Origin of the sequence: Massilia pseudoviolaceinigra (genome assembly GCF_030846505.1) — a bacterium.
GTDB lineage: Bacteria > Pseudomonadota > Gammaproteobacteria > Burkholderiales > Burkholderiaceae_D > Telluria_A > Telluria_A violaceinigra.
Genome location: NZ_JAVCWL010000021.1, coordinates 115,582 through 134,468 on the forward strand (window position 1 = coordinate 115,582; position 18,887 = coordinate 134,468).

Annotated in this window: 14 protein-coding genes; 6 read left to right on the forward strand and 8 right to left on the reverse strand. The window is 63.3% G+C overall.

Annotation, left to right across the window (positions count from 1 at the left end):
• Nucleotides 1-6: 6 nt before the first annotated feature.
• From RBA40_RS20825 to RBA40_RS20835, 3 genes are read right to left on the reverse strand one after another with little or no spacing between them, the layout of a single operon-like run.
• On the reverse strand, nt 7-798 hold the full coding sequence (locus RBA40_RS20825) for a DUF3025 domain-containing protein (protein ID WP_306649657.1): 792 nt from the start codon (nt 796-798) through the stop codon (nt 7-9).
• Nucleotides 799-801: 3 nt separating this feature from the next.
• Nucleotides 802-1,851, reverse strand: a complete 1,050-nt coding sequence (pyrC, locus tag RBA40_RS20830; RefSeq protein ID WP_306649658.1) for a dihydroorotase — start codon at nt 1,849-1,851, stop codon at nt 802-804.
• A 53-nt stretch (nt 1,852-1,904) separates the two neighbouring features.
• The gene (locus RBA40_RS20835; protein ID WP_306649659.1) at nt 1,905-2,630 is read right to left on the reverse strand and encodes an amino acid ABC transporter ATP-binding protein; all 726 of its coding nucleotides are present in this window, start codon (nt 2,628-2,630) and stop codon (nt 1,905-1,907) included.
• A 206-nt stretch (nt 2,631-2,836) separates the two neighbouring features.
• Here RBA40_RS20835 and RBA40_RS20840 point away from each other — a divergent pair, with 206 nt between their 5' ends.
• The 3 genes from RBA40_RS20840 (at nt 2,837) to RBA40_RS20850 (ending at nt 6,612) form a co-directional block, all read left to right on the forward strand.
• Nucleotides 2,837-4,096, forward strand: a complete 1,260-nt coding sequence (locus RBA40_RS20840) for a dicarboxylate/amino acid:cation symporter (RefSeq protein WP_306649661.1) — start codon at nt 2,837-2,839, stop codon at nt 4,094-4,096.
• 126 nt (nt 4,097-4,222) lie between these two features.
• Nucleotides 4,223-5,506 carry a metal-dependent hydrolase family protein gene (locus RBA40_RS20845; protein ID WP_306649662.1) on the forward strand — a complete coding sequence of 428 codons (1,284 nt, stop codon included), beginning with the start codon at nt 4,223-4,225 and terminating at the stop codon, nt 5,504-5,506.
• A gap of 20 nt (nt 5,507-5,526) precedes the next feature.
• A complete protein-coding gene (locus RBA40_RS20850) occupies nt 5,527-6,612 on the forward strand; it encodes a type II asparaginase (RefSeq protein ID WP_306649663.1) in 1,086 nt (361 codons plus the stop codon).
• A 37-nt stretch (nt 6,613-6,649) separates the two neighbouring features.
• On the opposite strand, the gene RBA40_RS20855 is transcribed toward RBA40_RS20850, so the two are convergent.
• The gene (locus tag RBA40_RS20855; protein WP_306649664.1) at nt 6,650-8,485 is read right to left on the reverse strand and encodes an ABCB family ABC transporter ATP-binding protein/permease; all 1,836 of its coding nucleotides are present in this window, start codon (nt 8,483-8,485) and stop codon (nt 6,650-6,652) included.
• Nucleotides 8,486-8,547: 62 nt separating this feature from the next.
• Here RBA40_RS20855 and RBA40_RS20860 point away from each other — a divergent pair, with 62 nt between their 5' ends.
• Both RBA40_RS20860 and RBA40_RS20865 read left to right on the forward strand, forming a co-directional pair.
• On the forward strand, nt 8,548-9,009 hold the full coding sequence (locus RBA40_RS20860) for an acyl-CoA thioesterase (RefSeq protein ID WP_306628320.1): 462 nt from the start codon (nt 8,548-8,550) through the stop codon (nt 9,007-9,009).
• Nucleotides 9,010-10,575 (forward strand): alkaline phosphatase D family protein, encoded by a 1,566-nt coding sequence (locus tag RBA40_RS20865; protein WP_306649666.1) that lies wholly within the window; start codon nt 9,010-9,012, stop codon nt 10,573-10,575.
• A gap of 3 nt (nt 10,576-10,578) precedes the next feature.
• On the opposite strand, the gene RBA40_RS20870 is transcribed toward RBA40_RS20865, so the two are convergent.
• From RBA40_RS20870 to RBA40_RS20885, 4 genes are all read right to left on the reverse strand, one after another.
• Nucleotides 10,579-12,264, reverse strand: coding sequence for a long-chain fatty acid--CoA ligase (locus RBA40_RS20870; RefSeq protein ID WP_306649667.1), 1,686 nt, complete (start codon nt 12,262-12,264; stop codon nt 10,579-10,581).
• A gap of 137 nt (nt 12,265-12,401) precedes the next feature.
• The gene (locus tag RBA40_RS20875; protein ID WP_306649668.1) at nt 12,402-14,084 is read right to left on the reverse strand and encodes a long-chain-fatty-acid--CoA ligase; all 1,683 of its coding nucleotides are present in this window, start codon (nt 14,082-14,084) and stop codon (nt 12,402-12,404) included.
• 241 nt (nt 14,085-14,325) lie between these two features.
• Nucleotides 14,326-15,384, reverse strand: coding sequence for an aminopeptidase (locus RBA40_RS20880; RefSeq protein WP_306649669.1), 1,059 nt, complete (start codon nt 15,382-15,384; stop codon nt 14,326-14,328).
• Nucleotides 15,385-15,403: 19 nt separating this feature from the next.
• Nucleotides 15,404-17,482, reverse strand: coding sequence for a molybdopterin-containing oxidoreductase family protein (locus RBA40_RS20885; protein WP_306649670.1), 2,079 nt, complete (start codon nt 17,480-17,482; stop codon nt 15,404-15,406).
• 152 nt (nt 17,483-17,634) lie between these two features.
• Between RBA40_RS20885 and RBA40_RS20890 the strand changes: the two genes are divergently transcribed.
• On the forward strand, nt 17,635-18,828 hold the full coding sequence (locus RBA40_RS20890; RefSeq protein WP_306649671.1) for a M20 aminoacylase family protein: 1,194 nt from the start codon (nt 17,635-17,637) through the stop codon (nt 18,826-18,828).
• The last annotated feature ends 59 nt before the right edge of the window (nt 18,829-18,887 follow it).

The following is an 18,887-nucleotide window of genomic DNA, read 5'->3' on the forward strand; positions in this document are numbered from 1 at the left end:
ATCTCCTCAGACGGCCCGCTTGGGCCGGAATACAGTCGTGTCGGCGTAAAACGCGTGGTCCTGCCCTTCCCACCAGCCCGGCACGCCGAGCACCGGCAAGGGGGTGAAGCAGGCGGTGCTCAATCCTTCGTCTGCCAGTTCGGCCGCCACCTGGCGGTCGATCCAGGCGCGCCGCTCGTCGTGCGCGAGCGCGAAGTAATCGTCGCCGGCCACCACCACGCGTGTGTGGGCAGTGATCGCCTTGCGCGGCGCAACCAGTTTTTCCATCAGCGCGTGGCCGAACAGCCAGACCTCGGCATCCATCCCAAAGGCAGCGCGCCGTTCGTATAGTGCCTCAATCCAGCCATGCGCGCGCAGAGCGCCCACCAATTGCTCGCCCTCGCCGCCCGCACGTATCACCAGCAGCGCCGAGTTTTCGTCGAAAATGGTGGCGCCGTCGCGCGCCGCGCCGCGCGACTTGCCCACGCCGGCCAGCGCGATCTGCGCCGCCTGCAGCGCGTTCAGTTGCTGCTTGATGCGCGGGAAGGTCAGCCAAACCAGGCCATTGAAGAAGTCGTGCAGGTTGTCGCGCGTGGGTACGCAGCCGGTGGCGCCGATGAATTCTTCGTACGCGCGCCCTTCCGGCAGTTCATGCTGCGGCACGAAGCGCAGCGGCAGGCCGCGCTGGTTGACCAGCGCCAGCGGCGCGGCAGCCGCATTGAGCGCGTCGGCCACGCAGCTTACGTCGATGGGAAGGCCCGCGAAGGCGGGGCGCACCGCGTCGTACCACGGGCGCGCCCAGTCAATCTGCGACAGCATCGCTTACAGCAGTTTCCAGTTAATCTGTTCACCGCCGTTGAGCGGCACCAGGCTGGCGTCGGCCATCGGCACGGTTTGCGGCAAGGTCCAGGCTTCGCGCTTGAGGGTGACCTGGTCGGTATTGCGCGGCAGCTCGTAGAAGTCGGGGCCGTGGAAGCTGGCGAAGGCTTCAAGCTTGTCGAGCGCACCGGCACGCTCGAACGCTTCGGTGTACATCTCCATCGCGTGCAGCGCGGTGTAGCAGCCGGCGCAGCCGCACGAGGTTTCCTTGGCGCCCACCGCGTGCGGGGCCGAGTCGGTGCCCAGAAAAAAACGCTCGTCGCCGCTGGTGGCGGCCGTCATCAGCGCCAGACGGTGTTCCTCGCGCTTGAGCACGGGCAGGCAGTAGTAGTGGGGCCGAATGCCGCCCTTGAAGATCTCGTTGCGGTTGTAGAGCAGGTGATGCGCGGTGATGGTGGCGGCGATCGGGCCGTCGGCTTCGGCCACGTACTGGGCCGCGTCCTTGGTGGTGATGTGCTCGAACACGATTTTCAATGCCGGCAGGTCGCGCCGCAGCGGGCGCATGACGCGCTCGATGAAGACCGCCTCACGGTCGAACAGGTCGATATCCTGGTCGGTCACTTCGCCGTGCACCAGGAAGGGCATGCCGACTTCCTGCATTACTTCGAGCGTTTTGTAGCAGCGCGTCAGGTCGGTCACGCCGGCGTCGGAATTGGTGGTGGCGCCGGCCGGGTACAGCTTGACGGCGTGGACAAAGCCGCTGTCCTGGGCGCGCCGGATTTCGTCGGGGTCGGTGTTGTCGGTCAGGTAAAGCGTCATCAGCGGCTCGAAGCGCATGCCGGCCGGCAGCGCGGCCAGGATGCGCTCGCGGTAAGCCTGCGCCATGGCGGTGGTGGTGACCGGGGGCTTCAGGTTGGGCATCACGATGGCGCGGGCGAACTGGCGCGCGCTGTGCGGCAGCACGCTGGCCAGCGCGGCGCCGTCGCGCAGGTGCAGGTGCCAGTCGTCGGGACGGGTGATGGTCAGGCTCTGGGGGGTATCGGTAATGGACATGGCGGCTTTCTGGAAACAGGTACGCTATTTTAATGGAGGGCGGAGCGCCGGCGTCAGTGAATGATCCGCGCCAGGAATTCGCGCGCGCGCTCGGAGCGAGGCGCACTGAAAAACTCCTGGGTCGGCGTGTCTTCCACGATGCAGCCGTGGTCCATGAACAGAATGCGCCCCGCCACCTTGCGCGCAAAGCCCATTTCGTGGGTGACGACCATCATGGTCATGCCTTCCTGCGCCAGGCCGACCATCACGTCGAGCACTTCGTTGATCATTTCGGGGTCGAGCGCGGAGGTGGGCTCGTCGAACAGCATGGCGATCGGGTCCATCGACAACGCGCGCGCGATCGCCACGCGCTGCTGCTGCCCGCCCGAAAGCTGGTTCGGGTATTTATCCTGCTGCGCCAGCAGGCCCACCCGGTCCAGGTACTGCAAACCCTTGGCGGTGGCCTCTTCCAGGCTGCGGCCAAGCACCCGGGTCTGGCCAAGTGTCAGATTTTCGCGTACCGACAGGTGCGGGAACAGCTCGAAGTTCTGGAACACCATGCCGATGCGCGCGCGCAGCGCCGACAGGTCGGTCTTTTTGTCGCCCACCGAGATGCCGTCGACCCGCACTTCGCCCTGCTGGAACGGTTCGAGCCCGTTGACGGTCTTGATCAGGGTCGATTTGCCGGAGCCGGACGGGCCGCAAATAACCACCACGTCACCCTTGCCGACCTGGGTCGTGCACTCGGTCAGTACCTGGAACTCGCCATACCACTTGCTGACATTTTTTAGTTCGATCATGTTGTTTTTCGTCGGTTCTGATACGGGAAGTGCGAGCTTGACAGCACCTGCGCCCCCTAGGATACTGCGGAACTTGCCAAGAAAATCATCACATTACTGGCTGGTTCGCTCACAAAATACCGCTATTTTGCCCGAGAACGCAGGGAGACCGGCTTTCCGCAGCCCCCTTCGACGACGAATCGACTCAAATACAGGACGCACAGCCCATGAACCAGAAAAATCGACTCACCCTCTACATCTTGCTGGCACTCGTGCTCGGGGTGGTGATAGGTTATGTCATCAATATCAGCGCGCCCAACCCGGCCGCCTTCGCCGAATACATGTCGCTGGTGACCACGCTGTTCCTGCGCCTGATTAAAATGATCATCGCGCCGCTGGTGTTCTCGACCCTGGTGGTCGGCATCGCCAAGATGGGCGACGCCAAGGAAGTCGGCCGCATCGGCGCCAAGGCATTGGGCTGGTTCGTGATCGCCTCGATCCTCTCGCTCTCGCTCGGCCTGATCCTGGTTAACCTGTTCCGCCCGGGCGACGCCATGGTGGCCCACCTGCCGCCGGCCGGCGCCGTGTCGGGCATCGTCACCACCAGCCTGACGCTCAAGGAGTTCGTCACCCACCTGGTGCCGTCGTCCATCGTGGACGGCATGGCCAAGAACGAAATCCTGCAGATCGTAATCTTCTCGCTGTTCTTCGGCACCGCCGCCGCCGCTGTCGGCGCACGCGCCAATCCGATGATCGACGCCATCGACGGCGTCGCCCACGTGATGCTCAAGGTGACCGGCTATGTGATGAACCTGGCCCCGATCGCGGTGCTGGCGGCCGTGTCGGGCATCATCGCCAAGAGCGGCATCGGCATCCTCTCCACCTATGGCATTTTCATGGGCGAGTTCTACATCGCCATCATCGTGCTGTGGATTGTGCTCACGATTGCCGGCTTCATCTTCCTCGGCCCGCGTGTGTTCGCCCTGCTGCGCGAGGTGCGCGAGCCGACCATCCTGGCGTTTTCCACCGCCTCGTCGGAAGCGGCGTTTCCGAAGACCCTGGAAGGCCTGGAGCGCTTCGGTGTGCGCAACCGCATCGCCGCCTTCGTGCTGCCGATCGGCTACTCGTTCAATCTCGATGGCTCGATGATGTACTGCACCTTCGCCACCATCTTCATCGCCCAGGCTTACGGCATCGAGCTGTCGCTGTCGACCCAGCTGACCATGATGCTGGTGCTGATGCTTACCTCCAAGGGCATGGCCGGGGTGCCGCGCGCCTCGCTGGTGGTCATCGCCGCCACGCTGGGGCAGTTCAACATTCCTGAAGCGGGCTTGCTGCTGTTGCTGGGCATCGACCACTTCCTCGACATGGCGCGTTCGGCCACCAACGTGATCGGCAACGCCATCGCCACCGCGGTTGTCGCCAAGTGGGAGGGCGAATTGAGCGACCCGGGTACGGTCGATCCGGCCACCTCGCCGCTCAAATAAAGTCGTTCACGCTTGCCGGGGCGGAAAAGCACAGCTTTTCCGCCCTTTGCCTTTGGGCCGGCCTGTACTTCTGCAAATCGATTTCGTGTATCCTCTTTTGCCACTATTCCTCTCGGGAGAACCGCAATGCACAAGCTGTCCGCCATCGGTATTTTGCTCGCTTGCGGCGGTGCGCAAGCGGCCACCCAGACCGTCGATTGCGGGCGCCTGCTCGACGTGAAAAGCGGCGCCTGGCGCGACAAGGTAAGCATCGTGATCGAGAATGGTTCGATCAAATCGGTCGGCCCGATGGCGCCAGGCCCCGGCCACATCGACCTGTCGGCCCACTCCTGCCTGCCCGGCCTGATCGACATGCACGTGCACCTGACCGGCGAAACCCAGAAGCAGGCGGACGCCTTGCGCGACGCCATCAGCCTGAACCCGGCCGACCATGCCTACCGCTCCGTCATCTTTGCCGAGCGCACCCTGAAAGCCGGATTCACCACGGTGCGCGACCTGGGCGCGAGCGATGGCCTGAACGTCTCGCTCAAGCGCGCCATTGCGGCCGGCAGCATTCCCGGCCCGCGCATGTTCACGTCCGGTAAATCAATCGCGACGACGGGCGGACATGCCGACCCGACCAATAATTATTCGCAACGCCTGACCCATGCCCTCGGCACCCCGGGCCCCAACGAAGGCGTGGTCAATAGCGCCGAAGGCGCGCGCGAAGCGGTACGCGCGCGCTACAAGGAAGGCGCGGACCTGATCAAGGTCACCGCCACCGGCGGCGTGTTGAGCCAGGCCCGCAGCGGCCAGAATTCGCAGTACACCGAGGACGAACTGCGCGCCATCATCAGCACCGCCAAGGATTACGGCTTTCGCGTGGCGGCCCACGCGCACGGCACCGAAGGCATCAAGCGCGCGCTGCGCGCCGGGATCGACTCGATCGAGCATGGCACGATGATGGACGACGAGACCATTGCCCTGTTCAAGAAGCACGGCGCCTGGTTCGTGCCCACCATTTCGGCCGGCCGCTACGTGGCCGACAAGGCCAAGGAGCCGGATTACTATTCGCCCCTGGTGCGTCCGAAAGCGGCCGCCATCGGCCCGCAGATCCAGGCCACGTTTGCGCGCGCGTACAAGGCCGGCGTGAAGATCGCCTTCGGCACCGACGCCGGGGTGTTCCCCCACGGTGACAATGCCAAGGAGTTCGCCTACATGGTCGAAGCGGGCATGCCGCCGCTCGAAGCGATCCGCTCGGCCACCCTGAATGCCGCCGCCCTGCTCGGCCAGGGCACGCGCTTAGGTTCGGTGGAACCGGGCTACGCGGCAGACATCATCGCCGTCACGGGCGACCCGCTGCGCGACATCGCGCTCATGCAGCAGGTGCGCTTTGTGATGAAGGATGGCGTCGTCTACAAACAACCATAACCACACCCCAAGGAGAACCCATGCTGTATCAAAAAACCACGCAATCGATGATTGCCCTCTTCGCCCTGCTGGTGGCGGTGACGGGCGCCGTGCAAGCTGAAACCAGGGCGCCCAAACTGGCCAACGTGACCATCCTGGCGACCGGCGGCACCATCGCCGGCACCGGCGCGACCAGTACCACCACGGTCGGTTACACCGCCGCCACGGTGGGCGTGCAAAATCTGATCAAGGCCGTGCCGGAACTGGCCAAGGTGGCCAACGTCACCGGCGAGCAGGTGTTCCAGATCGCCAGCGAGAACATGAGCAACGAGCATTGGCTCACGCTCGCCAAGCGCGTCAACGTGCTGCTGGCGCAGAACAATGTCGATGGCATCGTCATCACCCACGGCACCGACACGCTGGAAGAAACCGCGTACTTCCTCGACCTGGTGGTCAAGAGCCGCAAACCGGTGGTGCTGGTCGGCGCGATGCGTCCATCCACCGCGCTGTCGGCCGACGGCCCGATCAACCTGTATAACTCGGTGATGCTGGCAGCGAGCCCGGAAGCGGTCGGCAAGGGCGTGCTGCTGGCGATGAACGACCAGATCCAGTCGGCGCGCGATGTCACCAAGGTCAATACCTCGACCCTGGACAGCTTCCGCACCAGCGAACTCGGTTTGCTCGGCTACATCCAGGGCAGCAAGCCATTTTTCTATCGCCAGTCGCTGCGCAAGCACACGACCGAGACCGAATTCGATATCAGCACCTTGCAATCGCTGCCGCAGGTCGACATTGTGTACGGCTACGCGAACATGAATCCGGTGGCGCTCGATGCTTTCGTGGCCGCTGGCGCGAAGGGCATCATCCACGCCGGCGTGGGTGACGGCAGCTTGGCCGCCAAGGTCAAGCCGGCGCTGATTGCCGCACGCGCCAAGGGTGCGGTCATCGTGCGCGCAAGCCGCGTGGGACAGGGGATTTTGGCGCGCAACGGCGAAGCCAATGACGATGAACTGGACTTCGTCGCGGCCGATACGCTCAATCCGCAGAAGGCGCGCATCCTGTTGATGCTGGCGCTGACCAAGACCAACAGCACCAAGGAAATCCAGCGCATGTTCTACACGTACTGACCGGTTCAACAGTGGGCACGCCATGTGCCCACTGTGTTTATTCCATTTCGAGCGGCGACGCCGCCTCTTCTTCCTGCCTGGCCTGCTGCCGCTCCCACATCTGGGCATACAAGCCGTTCGCGGCCAGCAGCACCTGATGCGTTCCCCGTTCCACGATACGCCCGTGATCGAGCACCAGAATCTGCTCGGCATCGGCCACCGTCGACAGGCGGTGCGCGATCACCAAGGTGGTGCGATTCTTCGCGATTTCCTTCAACTGCGCCTGGATCGCCTGTTCGGCCTTGGAGTCGAGCGCGGAGGTGGCTTCGTCAAAAACCAGGATCGCCGGGTCCTTGAGCAGGGTGCGCGCAATGGCCACGCGCTGCTTCTCGCCGCCCGACAGTTTCAAGCCCCGTTCGCCCACCATGGTGGCGTAACCGTCCGGCAACGTGTCGATGAAGTCGTGGATCGATGCGGCGCGCGCGGCGGCCACGATGTCGTCCTTGCTCGCTCCCGGCTTGCCGTAGGCGATGTTGTATTCGATGGTGTCGTTGAACAGCACCGTATCCTGCGGCACGATGCCGATGGCGCTGCGCAGCGACGCCTGGGTGACGTTGCGCAGGTCCTGGCCGTCGATGGTGATGCCGCCGCTGTTGACGTCATAAAAACGGAACAGGAGGCGCGACAAGGTCGACTTGCCCGAGCCGCTATGGCCCACCACGGCGGTGGTGGTGCCGGCCGCAATCGTGAAATCGACATCGAACAGAATCTGGCGCTTCGCTTCATAGCTGAAGTTCACCTTCGAGAACGCGACCTGGGCGCCGTGCGTGACCAGCGCTTTGGCGTCCTTGCTGTCGGCCACTTCGCGGTTCTGGTCGAGCAGCGAGAACAGGCGCTCCATGTCGGCCAGGCTTTGCTTGATTTCGCGGTAGATCACGCCGAGGAAGTTGAGTGGAATGTACAGCTGGATCATGAAGGAGTTGACCAGCACCAGGTCGCCCAGGGTCATGGTGCCGGCGATGACGCCTTCGGTGGCGCGCCACAGGATCAGGGTGACGGCGGTGGCGATGATCAGCGACTGGCCGGTATTGAGTACCGACAGCGAGGTTTGCGACTTGACGCCGGCGTTCTCGTAGTTTTTCAGGCCTTCGTCGTAGCGCGCCGCTTCGTAATCTTCGTTGCCGAAGTATTTGACGGTTTCATAGTTGATCAGCGAGTCGATGGCCTTGGTGTTGGCCTTGGAATCGAGGTCGTTCATGGTGCGCCGGAAGTGGGTGCGCCAGTCGGTGACGATGACGGTAAAGGCGATGTAGGTCACCAGCGCCACGCCGGTAATGGCGCTGAACCAGATGTCGTAGTGGGTGACGAGGTAACCCAGCACCAGCGTGATCTCGACCAGTGTCGGCAGAATATTGAACAGGGTGTACGAGATCAGCGAGCTGACGCCGCGCGTGCCGCGCTCGATATCGCGCGTCATGCCGCCGGTCTGGCGGTTCAGGTGAAAGCGCAGCGACAGCGCGTGCAGGTGGCGAAACACGCGCAGCGCAATGGTGCGCACGGCGCGCTGGGTGACGCGCGCGAACAGGAATTCGCGCAGCTCGGTAAATACGGTAGTCGACAGGCGAAGCACGCCGTAGGCGACCAGCGCGCCGAGCGGCAGCACCAGCAGCGCCTGCGGACTGGATGGATTGATGGTCAGCTGGTCGATCAGCTGTTTCATCACCAGCGGCACGCCGACGTTGGCCAGCTTGGCCGCGATCAGGCAGGCCAGGGCCGCCATCACGCGCCATTTGTACACCCATAGGTAGGGAATCAGGGTCTTGAGCGTGCCCCAGTCGCTGCGGCGCGGAGCGTTCGGGTCGACGGGGGGCGGGGGCGAAGAATTACGGCGCATGGCGGAGCTCTGGGATTTGTGGTTCAATTCCGGTCGATTGTAGCCTTTCAAGAGAATTCACGATGACCACGCCAGAAAACGCCGTACCTGCTCCCACTCCCCCTCCCGCCACCCGAGGACTCCCAGCCGGCAAAATGCCCGAGCTGCGCGTCATGCCCGCGCCGTCCGACGCCAATGTCTACGGTGATGTGTTCGGCGGCTGGATCATGGCGCAGGTCGACATTGCCGGTTCGCTGCCGGCGACGCGGCGCGCCAACGGCCGCGTCGCCACCATTGCGGTGAATTCCTTCGTCTTCAAAAACCCTGTTTTCGTCGGCGATCTGCTGTCTTTTTACGCAGATATCACCAAAGTCGGAAATACCTCGATCACCGTCTACGTGGAAGTCTACGCTGAGCGTAACCGCCTGCAGGCCAACACCGTCAAGGTGACCGAGGCCACGCTGACCTACGTCGCCACCGGCGACGACCGCAAGCCGCGCAAGGTGCCCTCGCTCGATGAGCTGATCTTCCCGCAAGACCGGTAAGTGGACGCGCCGCGCCGCCTCTTCTTGCAGTACGCGGCGCTGGCTGCGGGTGGCATCGCCCTGCCGGGTGCCTGCGCGCGTGCGGCCGGCACGAGCTATCCTTTCAGCCTGGGAGTCGCCTCCGGCTCTCCCCTGCCCGATTCGGTGGTGCTGTGGACGCGCATCCTGAACGATCCCTTGAATGCCGCAGCCACGCCGGCGGTTGCCTTTGCGGTGCGCTGGGAAGTGGCGCACGACGAAGCGTTCACGCGCATCGCGGCCAAAGGCACCGCCAGTGCGCTGCCGGCGCTGGCGCACAGCGTGCACGTGGATGTGCGCGGCCTGGAACCGGCGCGCTGGTACTGGTACCGCTTCATGCTGGGCGACGCGGTCAGCCCGGCCGGGCGCACCCGTACCGCGCCGGCGGCGGACAGCCTGCCGGCGGCGCTGAAACTGGCGGTGGCTTCGTGCCAGCACTGGGAGTTCGGCAGCTACGCGGCGCACCGTCACATCGCCGCCGCCGCGCCGGACCTGGTGGCGTTCCTGGGCGACTACATTTATGAGTGGGGACCTTACCAGTTACGCCATCCGCAGTCGGCGCTGCGCACGTCGGAATCGTTTTCGCTGGCCGAGTACCGCGCACGCTATGCCCAGTACAAGAGCGACGCCGACCTGCAGGGCGCGCACCTGGCCGCGCCCTGGATCGTCACCTGGGACGACCACGAGGTGGCCAACGATTACGCGGCCGACCGAGATGAACGGCTCGATCCGGCGTTTGCCCTGCGGCGCGCCGCGGCCTACCAGGCGTTTTATGAGCACATGCCGCTGCGCCTGGTGCTGGCGCGGCCCGGCGACTACGCCGGCATGCGCATGTACCAGCGCTACGACTGGGGGCGGCTGGCACGCTTTCATGTGCTGGACGACCGCCAGTACCGCGCCACGCATGCCTGCCCACCGGCGGGACGGGGCGGCTCGAGTTCGGTCACGCGCGCCTGCGCGGCCTTGCGCGACCCGCGCCGCTCGATGCTGGGGAGCGAGCAGGAAGCCTGGCTGACCGAGGGCTTCACCAGCTCGAAGGCACGCTGGAACCTGATCGCGCAGCAAACGCCGATGGCGCAGTCGACCCAGGTGCCGATCGTGAAACCGGGCGATGGGCGTTTCTGGAATGATGGGTGGGATGGGTATCCGATGGCGCGCCAGCGGCTGTTCGATGCGCTGGGCAAAAGCGGCGCGGCCAATCCGGTGGTGCTGGCGGGCGACGTGCACACCTTTTATGCGTCGGACCTGCAGCATGATTTCAACCGGCCCGCATCGAAGCGCAACCCGGTCATTGCGACCGAATTTTGCGGCACGTCGGTAAGCTCAAGCTCGCGCCCTCAGGCGCGCACCCTGCAATACCTGGAGATGAATCGACATACCAAATATGGCCGCAGCGACAAGCGCGGTTTCATGCTGATGGAGGTGACGCCGGAAAAGACCACGACCACCTTCGTCGGGCTCGATGATGTGCGCAATGCGCAATCGGGCAAGGCGACGCTGGCGACGTTTGAAGTCGCCAGCGGCAAGCCGGGTGCGCGCCAGGTCTGATCGTCAGGGCGCGGCCGGCACAGGCTCGCGCAGTTCGCGGCGCAGGATCTTGCCGACGTTGGTCTTCGGCAGTTCGGTGCGGAACTCGATGTACTTCGGCTTTTTGTAGGCCGTGAGCTGCTCCTTGCAGAATTCGAGCAGGTCTTCGGCGGTCAGGTTCGGGTCCTTGCGCACCACGAACAGCTTGACCGCTTCGCCCGAATTATGGTCCGGCACACCGATGCATGCGCATTCGAGCACGCCCGGATGCGACGAGATCACGCTTTCGATTTCATTCGGATAGACGTTAAAGCCGGACACCAGGATCATGTCCTTCTTGCGGTCGACGATCTTGGTGTAGCCACGCTCGTCCATGATGCCGATGTCGCCAGTCTTGAAGAAGCCGTCGGCCGTCATCGACTTGGCGGTTTCGTCGTCGCGCTTCCAGTAGCCGGCCATGACCTGCGGGCCGCGGATGCCGATTTCGCCGCGCTCGCCCAGCGCTACGTGGTTGCCGTCGTCATCGAGGATGGCGATGTCGGTCGACGGATACGGCAGGCCGATCATGCCGGTGAATTCCTTGATGTCGCAGCGGTTGGCGGTAGCCACCGGCGACGTTTCGGACATGCCGTAGCCTTCGATGATCGGGGTGCCGGTCAGCTTGAGCCAGCGGTCCGCCACCGACTGCTGCACCGACATGCCGCCGCCGTTACACACCTTGTAGCTGGAAAAATCGAGCTTGGCGAATTCGGCGTTGTTGAGCAGGCCGTTGTACAGGGTATTGACGGCCGGGAATACGTTGATGCGGTATTTGCTCAGTTCCTTGACGAAGCCCGGCATGTCGCGCGGGTTCGGAATGAGCAGGTTCATGCCGCCCAGGCGCGTGGACATCAGCGAACACACGGTGAGCGAATAGATGTGGTACAGCGGCAGCGCGCAGACGAACTGCAGCTGCTGGTTCTTGGGCAGGGTGTCGAGGGTCGGCTGCAGCCAGGCTTCGTTTTGCAGCACGTTGGCGATCACGTTCTTGTGCAGCAGGACCGCGCCCTTCGATACGCCGGTGGTGCCGCCGGTGTACTGCAGGAAGGCGATGTCGTCATGGCCGAGGGTCGGCGGCGTGAGCGTGAGGCGCGCGCCTTCGGCGAGCACCTTGTTGAACGGGATCGCGTCCGGCAGCGAAAAGGACGGCACCAGTTTCTTGACCTTGCGCACCACCAGGTTGACGATCATGCCTTTCAGGGGACCGAGCAGGTCGCCCATGGTGGCCATGATGACATGCTTGATCTGGGTCTTGGCCAGCACTTCCTGCACGGTGTGGGCGAAGTTTTCGAGCACGATGATGGCTTCGGCGCCCGAGTCGATCATCTGGTGCTGCAGTTCGCGCGGGGTGTAGAGCGGGTTGACGTTGACGATCACGTAGCCGGCGCGCAGCACGGCGGCCATGGCCACCGGATACTGCAGCACGTTGGGCATCATGATCGCCACGCGCGCGCCGGGTTTCAGGCCGCGGCTTTGCAGCCAGGCGCCCATCTGCACCGACATGCGGTCGAGTTCGCCGTAGGTGATGGACTTGTCCATGCAAACGTAGGCCTTGCGGTCGGCGTACTTGCGGAATGCTTCTTCCAGCAGGTGGGTCAGCGAGCGGTATTGCGTGTAATCGATCTCCGCGGGTACGCCCTCCTGGTACGACTTAAGCCAAAACTTGTCCATCTATGCCTCGTCTGTTTACTGATACTGTTAATGCAAAAGACCGCCCGCAGGCGGTCGTGCCGCTAAATAAGCGAATAGGTGCTACCTGATGCGGCACGCCGTTTCCGCCACCGGCCGGAAACGACGCGGGTAGCGTTTTATGCCGCGGGTTTTTCGTCGCGCAGCACGCGGCGCAGGATCTTGCCGACGTTGGTTTTCGGGAGCTCGCTGCGAAATTCGATGTACTTCGGCTTTTTATAGCCGGTGAATTCCTGCTTGCAGTAAGCCATCAACTGTTCGACCGTCAGGGTCGGGTCCTTACGCACCACGAACACTTTCACCGCCTCGCCGGAATGCTCGTCCGGCACGCCGATACAGGCGCATTCGAGCACGCCCGGATGCTTGGCGATGACTTCTTCGAGCTCGTTCGGGTACACATTAAAGCCCGAGACCAGAATCATATCCTTTTTGCGGTCCACGATTTTTACGAAGCCGTGCTCGTTCATGAAGCCGACGTCGCCGGATTTGAAGAAGCCGTCGGCCGTCATGACCTTGGCCGTTTCGTCCGGGCGGTTCCAGTAGCCGGCCATGACCTGCGGGCCGCGGATCGCGATTTCGCCGGGCTGGCCCAGGGCCACCGGCTTGCCGTCGTCGTCGAGGATGGCAATATCGGTCGATGGCACCGGCATGCCGATGGTGCCGGTGAAGTCAAGCAGGTCGGCGCGGTTGCAGGTGGCCACCGGCGACGTTTCGGACAGGCCGTAGCCTTCGATGATGCAGGTGCCGGTGGCTTTTTTCCATTTGTCGTTGACGATCTGCTGCACCGCCATGCCGCCGCCGTTGGAAATCTTCAGGCCCGTGAAATCGACCTTGGCGAAATCGGGATGGTTGAGCAGCGCGTTATACAGCGTGTTGACCGCCGGGAGCATGTTGATCTTGTATTTGCACAGTTCCTTGATAAAGCCGCCGATGTCGCGCGGATTGGGAATCAGGATATTGAGGGCGCCGACGCGCGTGCCCCACATGGCGCAGGCGGTGAGCGCGAAGATATGGTACAGCGGCAGCGCGCAGACAATCACCACCTGCTCGACCACGGGCGCCTTGATCAGCGCCGGCTGCGACCAGGCTTCGCTTTGCAGCACGTTGGCGATGATGTTGCGGTGGGTCAGGGTCGCGCCCTTGGACACGCCCGTGGTGCCGCCGGTGTACTGCAGGAAGGCGACATCGGTGGCGCTGGCCTTGACGGGGGTGAAGGTCATTTTCTCGCCCTGCGCGAGCACTTCCTTGAAGCGCACGGTGTTGGGCAGCGAAAACGCCGGCACCAGTTTCTTGACGTTGCGAACCACAAAATTGACGAGCATGCCCTTGGCGCCGCCGAGCATCTCGCCCATGCTGGCCACGACGATGTGCTTGACCGGGGTTTTGGTGAGTACCTGTTGCAGCGTATGGGCGAAATTTTCCAGGACGATAATCGCTTCGCTGCCCGAATCGATAAGCTGGTGCTCCAGCTCGCGCGGCGTGTACAGCGGATTGACGTTAACCACGGTAAAGCCGGCGCGCAGGATGGCGGCGATCGCGATCGGGTATTGCAGCACGTTGGGCATCATGACCGCCACGCGCGCCCCCTTGGAGAGGCCGCGGCTCTGGAGCCAGGCCGCCATGCGTTTCGAGTACTGGTCGAGCTCGGCGTAGGTGAGGAATTTGTCCATGCAGACGTAGGCATTGCGCGTTGCAAATTTCTGGAAAGATTCTTCCAGTAATTGAACGAGCGAGCCGTACTGGTCGGGGTCAATCTCCGCAGGGACGTTGCCGGGATAGGATTTCAGCCAAATCTTGTCCATCGTGTGCCTCTGTCTCAGAATATTATCGTTATGTGGATTCGGCGCACATTGCCGACCAGTATCTTTTTTCGCTCAGGAAAATAAACCGAGCGTGCGCTTTATTACGCTGTCTGTGATGCTATCGGGCGATGCGCTTCGATGCAAGCGCTTTTGCTGCTATTTCAGACAGGCTTGATGCACACACCTTTTGGTGCAGTGCCGCAACACCCATTGGTATGGAAGAAAACCGGACAGTCGGCGTTCAGGCGCCCGCAAGCGCTTTCAGGCGGCGGTGGCGCTCGTCACGGTCGAGTTCTGCCAGGGCTTTGGCGGCCGCATAGAATCGGGGAAATGTTTTTTCGCGGGCCAGCAGCGCGCGGAAGGCGGGAATGAAATCATTGTAGGTGGCGATCGATGACAGATGGGCGTTCGACAAGGGTTCGGCGAAAAAGCGGTCGTAGCCGGCGTAGCCGCTCCAGCTGGCCTTGAGCACCTGGTAGTCGTCCTGCAACTGCTTGAACAGGCGGACCTTGGCGGCGCGCTTTTCCGCAATGCTGCTTTTGGAGGCATAGGTTTTCGCCAGCGCATCGCGACATCCTAGCAATAATGCCAGGAACTGTTTCTTGCGCGCGGCAATCTTGAGGTAATTATCGCGCATGACTTCGTTGCCATAACCGCTGAGCCAGCGCTCGACGCCAGCCTCTTCCACCGCGCTGGCGAACGATTCGTTAAATTGCGAGTCGCCCGCCACGTACACCACCTGGTGCGACAGTTCGTGGAAGATCAGGCGCGCCAGTTCGGCGTCGGGATAGTGGATGAAGGTCGAGATCAGCGGGTCGTTGAACCAGCCCAGGGTGGAATAGGCGGGCACGCCGCCGACCTGGACATCGTTGCCTTCGGCGCGCAGCACGCGGGCGTACTCAAGTGCATCATCCTTGCTGTAATAGCCGCGGTAGGTGACGCAGCCGGCCACCGGGAAGCACCACTGGATGGGTTTGAGCGACAGTTCCGGCGCGGCCACCACGTTCCACAGGACAAAAGGCCGGGTCAGGGCCGCGTAATTCTTGTAGCTGTTGTTGTCGGGCAGGCCCAGTTCCTTGACGGCGAAGGTGCGGATCTGGCGCGCCGTGGCCAGGCGTACGCGCAGCTTGGCGTCGGTGGCGTCGTCGTTGAGCCAGTCGTCGATCGAGCGCGCGTCGGAGAGCAGGGTCAGCTGGCCCTGGGCCGCCTGGCGGTAATAGTTCAGACTGGAACAACTGGCCAGCAGCAACGCTGCTGTGCACGCCATCAGGCCGTTCCTGGCCCGTCTGCTCAGTTTCATCCTGCACCCCCTTCGGCTTTCAGGCCGCTACTTTTTCCACCTGGACCAAGGTGTCGTAAAAGGTCGGCGCGCGGCCCATGTCGGTCAGGCGCTGGCTGGTCACTTCATTGGCATTCTTGCCGTCGCTGGCCAGTTTCTTCCACCACACCGACAAGCCCACCACCAGGCCGGCACGCGCTTTCGGCGTGACCCGCGCCCGGGCGACAAACGCGCCGCGGTCGTTAAAGATGCGCACCATCTGGCCATGCTCGATGCCGCGCGCGGCGCTGTCGTCGGGATGGATGTCGAGGTGCGGTTCGCCTTCGGTGGCGCGCAGGCTGGTCACGTTGACGAAGGTCGAGTTCAGGAAATGGCGGGCTGGCGGGGAAATCATGGCCAGCGGATATCTGGCCGCCAGTTCCGGGTTGCTCGCCACCGATTCGTAGGGGGCAATGTGTGTCGGCAGCGGGTCGAGTCCATCGGCGAGCATGCTGGCCGAATAGAATTCGCACTTGCCCGATGGCGTGGGGAAACCGCCTTCGGCAAACGGCGCGTCCGGCATGGCCAGCTTTTGCCAGCCCTTGCGCTTGAGCGAATCCCAGTCGAAATGGATGGCGCGCGGATGGCTGGCGTCGAACGATTGGGCGGCCAGCTGGTCGTCGCTTTCCTTGAAGCAGGGGTCGTCGAAGCCCATGCGCGCCGCCAGCAGACGGAAGATTTCCGTGTTGGGCTTGGCTTCGCCCAGCGGTGCGATGGCGGCGTTGTTGGCCATCATGTACAGGTGGCCGTAGGTGCTGTGGGCGTCCACATGCTCCAGTTGGGTGGTGGCGGGCAACAGGATGTCGGCGTAGTCGGCGCTGTCGGTCTGGAAGTGTTCGAGCACGACGGTAAACAAGTCGTCGCGGGCAAAGCCCTGCATTACCTTGTCGGAGTCGGGGGCGATGGCCAGCGGGTTGGCGTTGTAGACGATCACGGCCTCGATTTTCGGGCCGAACTCGTTTGATGTGCCCCGCAGCAAGTCGTCGCCGATGGTGGTCATGTTGATGGTGCGCACGCTGTTCTTCATCAAGTCCGGGCGCTGCAGCTTTTGCCTGTTGACCGGGAACGAGCCCGAGGACGAGAGCTGCACGCCGCCGGCCGCATGGCGCCAGGCGCCGACCAGCGCCGGCAGGCAGGCGATGTTGCGCACGGCCATGCCGCCGCCGCGCACGCGCTGCACGCCGTAATTGGTACGGATGGCCACCGGTTCGCCGCGGCGCGCCGCTTCGCCATACTCGCGCGCCAGGTTTTCCACTTCCTCGGCCGAAATGCCGCAAGTCTCGGCGACCCGCTGCGGCGGCCACTCGGCGGCGCGTCCCTTCAGTTGCTCGTAGCCCAGGGTGTAGCGGGCGATGTAGTCCTCATCGACCAGCTTGTCGCGGATCAGCACGTGCATGAGGCCCAGCGCCAGCGCGGCATCCGTGCCGGGCAGCAGGGCAATGTGCTGGTGGCATTTTTCGGCCGTCAGGGAACGATAGGGATCGATCGCGATGAGCCGCGCGCCCTTGCGCTTGGCTTCCTGCGCGCGCATCCAGAAATGCAGGTTGGACGCAATCGGGTTGCCGCCCCAGATGATGATCAGTTTGGCATCCTGGAACTGCTCGACATCGGTGCCGATGGAGGCGCCGATGGTGTATTTGTATCCGGTAGAACCGGCCGTGGCGCAGATGGTACGGTCGAGCAAGGACGCGCCGAGGTGGTGGAAAAAGCGCGCCGACATCGATTCGCCCTGCACCAGCCCCATGGTGCCGGCGTAGCTGTACGGCAGGATGGCTTGCGGAGCGCGCGCGGCGATGTCTGTTAACCGGCTGGCAATGGTGTCGATTGCCTCATCCCAGCTGATACGCTCGAACTTGCCCTCGCCCTTGTTGCCGACCCGGCGCATGGGATGCAGCAGGCGGTCGGCATGGTAGGTGCGCTCGGCATAGCGCGATACCTTGGTGCACAGCACGCCGGCCGTGGTTGGATGGTCGGGGTCGCCCTTGACTTCGGTGGCGACGCCCTCTTCCACGGTGATGAGCAGGGCGCAGGTATCGGGACAGTCGTGCGGGCAGGTGGCCCGGACTTGGGTGGTGGTCATTGCAAGATCCAGGAAAACAGGCGTTGAAACCATTACTTTATACGATTCCGGGGTTGTTGATGAGAACCAATACCGGTCTGCTTGACTCATTCCCAGAAGGACTACAATAGTGCGACAAATGGGTTAACATTCCAGCATCAGTGGAGAATGACATGAACCTTGTTGAACCGATCATCGCCTTTCAGAACGCGCTCCAGCAGATCCGGCGCGACCTGCATGCGCACCCGGAATTGTGTTACGAAGAAGTCCGCACCGCCGATGTGGTCGCGGCCCGCCTGACCGAATGGGGCATCCCCGTGGTGCGCGGCCTGGGCCTGACCGGCGTGGTGGGAATCATACAAAACGGCACCTCCAAGCGGGCAATCGGCCTGCGCGCCGACATGGATGCCTTGCCGATGCAAGAAATCAATCGCTTCGACCACGCCTCGCGCCATCCGGGCAAGATGCACGCCTGCGGCCATGACGGCCACACCGCCATGCTGCTGGGCGCGGCGCATCATCTGGCCAAGCACCGCAATTTCGACGGCACCGTGTACCTGATTTTCCAGCCGGCGGAAGAAGGCGGCGGCGGCGCGCGCCGCATGATGGACGACGGCCTGTTCGAGCAGTATCCGATGGACGCCGTGTACGGCATGCATAACTGGCCGGGCATGCCGATGGGCACCTTCGGCGTGGTCGCGGGGCCGATGATGGCGTCCAGTAATGAATTCCGCGTCGTGGTCAAGGGCAAGGGTTGCCATGCGGCCCAGCCGCACCGCGGCATCGACCCGGTCATGGTGGCGGTGCAGATTGCCCAGGCGTGGCAAACGATCATGTCGCGCGAGAAAAATCCGCTCGATACGGCGGTGTTGTCGATCACGCAAATCCATGCGGGCAGCGCCACCAATGTGATTCCCGACGAGGCGGTGCTGATCGGCACCGTGCGCACCTTTACGACGCCGGTGCTGGACCTGATCGAGCAGCGCATGGGCGAGATCGCGCGGCATTGCGCGGCTGGCTTCAATGCCACGGTCGATTTTCACTTCAAGCGCAACTATCCGCCGCTGGTCAACCATGCGCGCGAAACGGGTTATGCGGTCGAGGCGATGTGCGCGGTGGTCGGGGCCGATAAGGTCAATGCCGATACGGAGCCGACCATGGGCGCGGAAGATTTTGCGTTCATGCTGCAGGAAAAGCCGGGCTGTTATGTGTTTATCGGCAATGGTGAGGGCGATCACCGGGCCGGCGGCCACGGGCTGGGGCCATGCCAGTTGCACAATGCCAGCTACGATTTCAACGATAACCTGCTGCCGATCGGCGCCAGCTACTGGGTGCGGCTGGCGGAAATGCGGCTGGCGCCGGGGTAAGCATCTCGGAATGCGAATGCCCGTTGAGGTTAGCAGCTCGCGTGGGGGCGGCCGCCTGC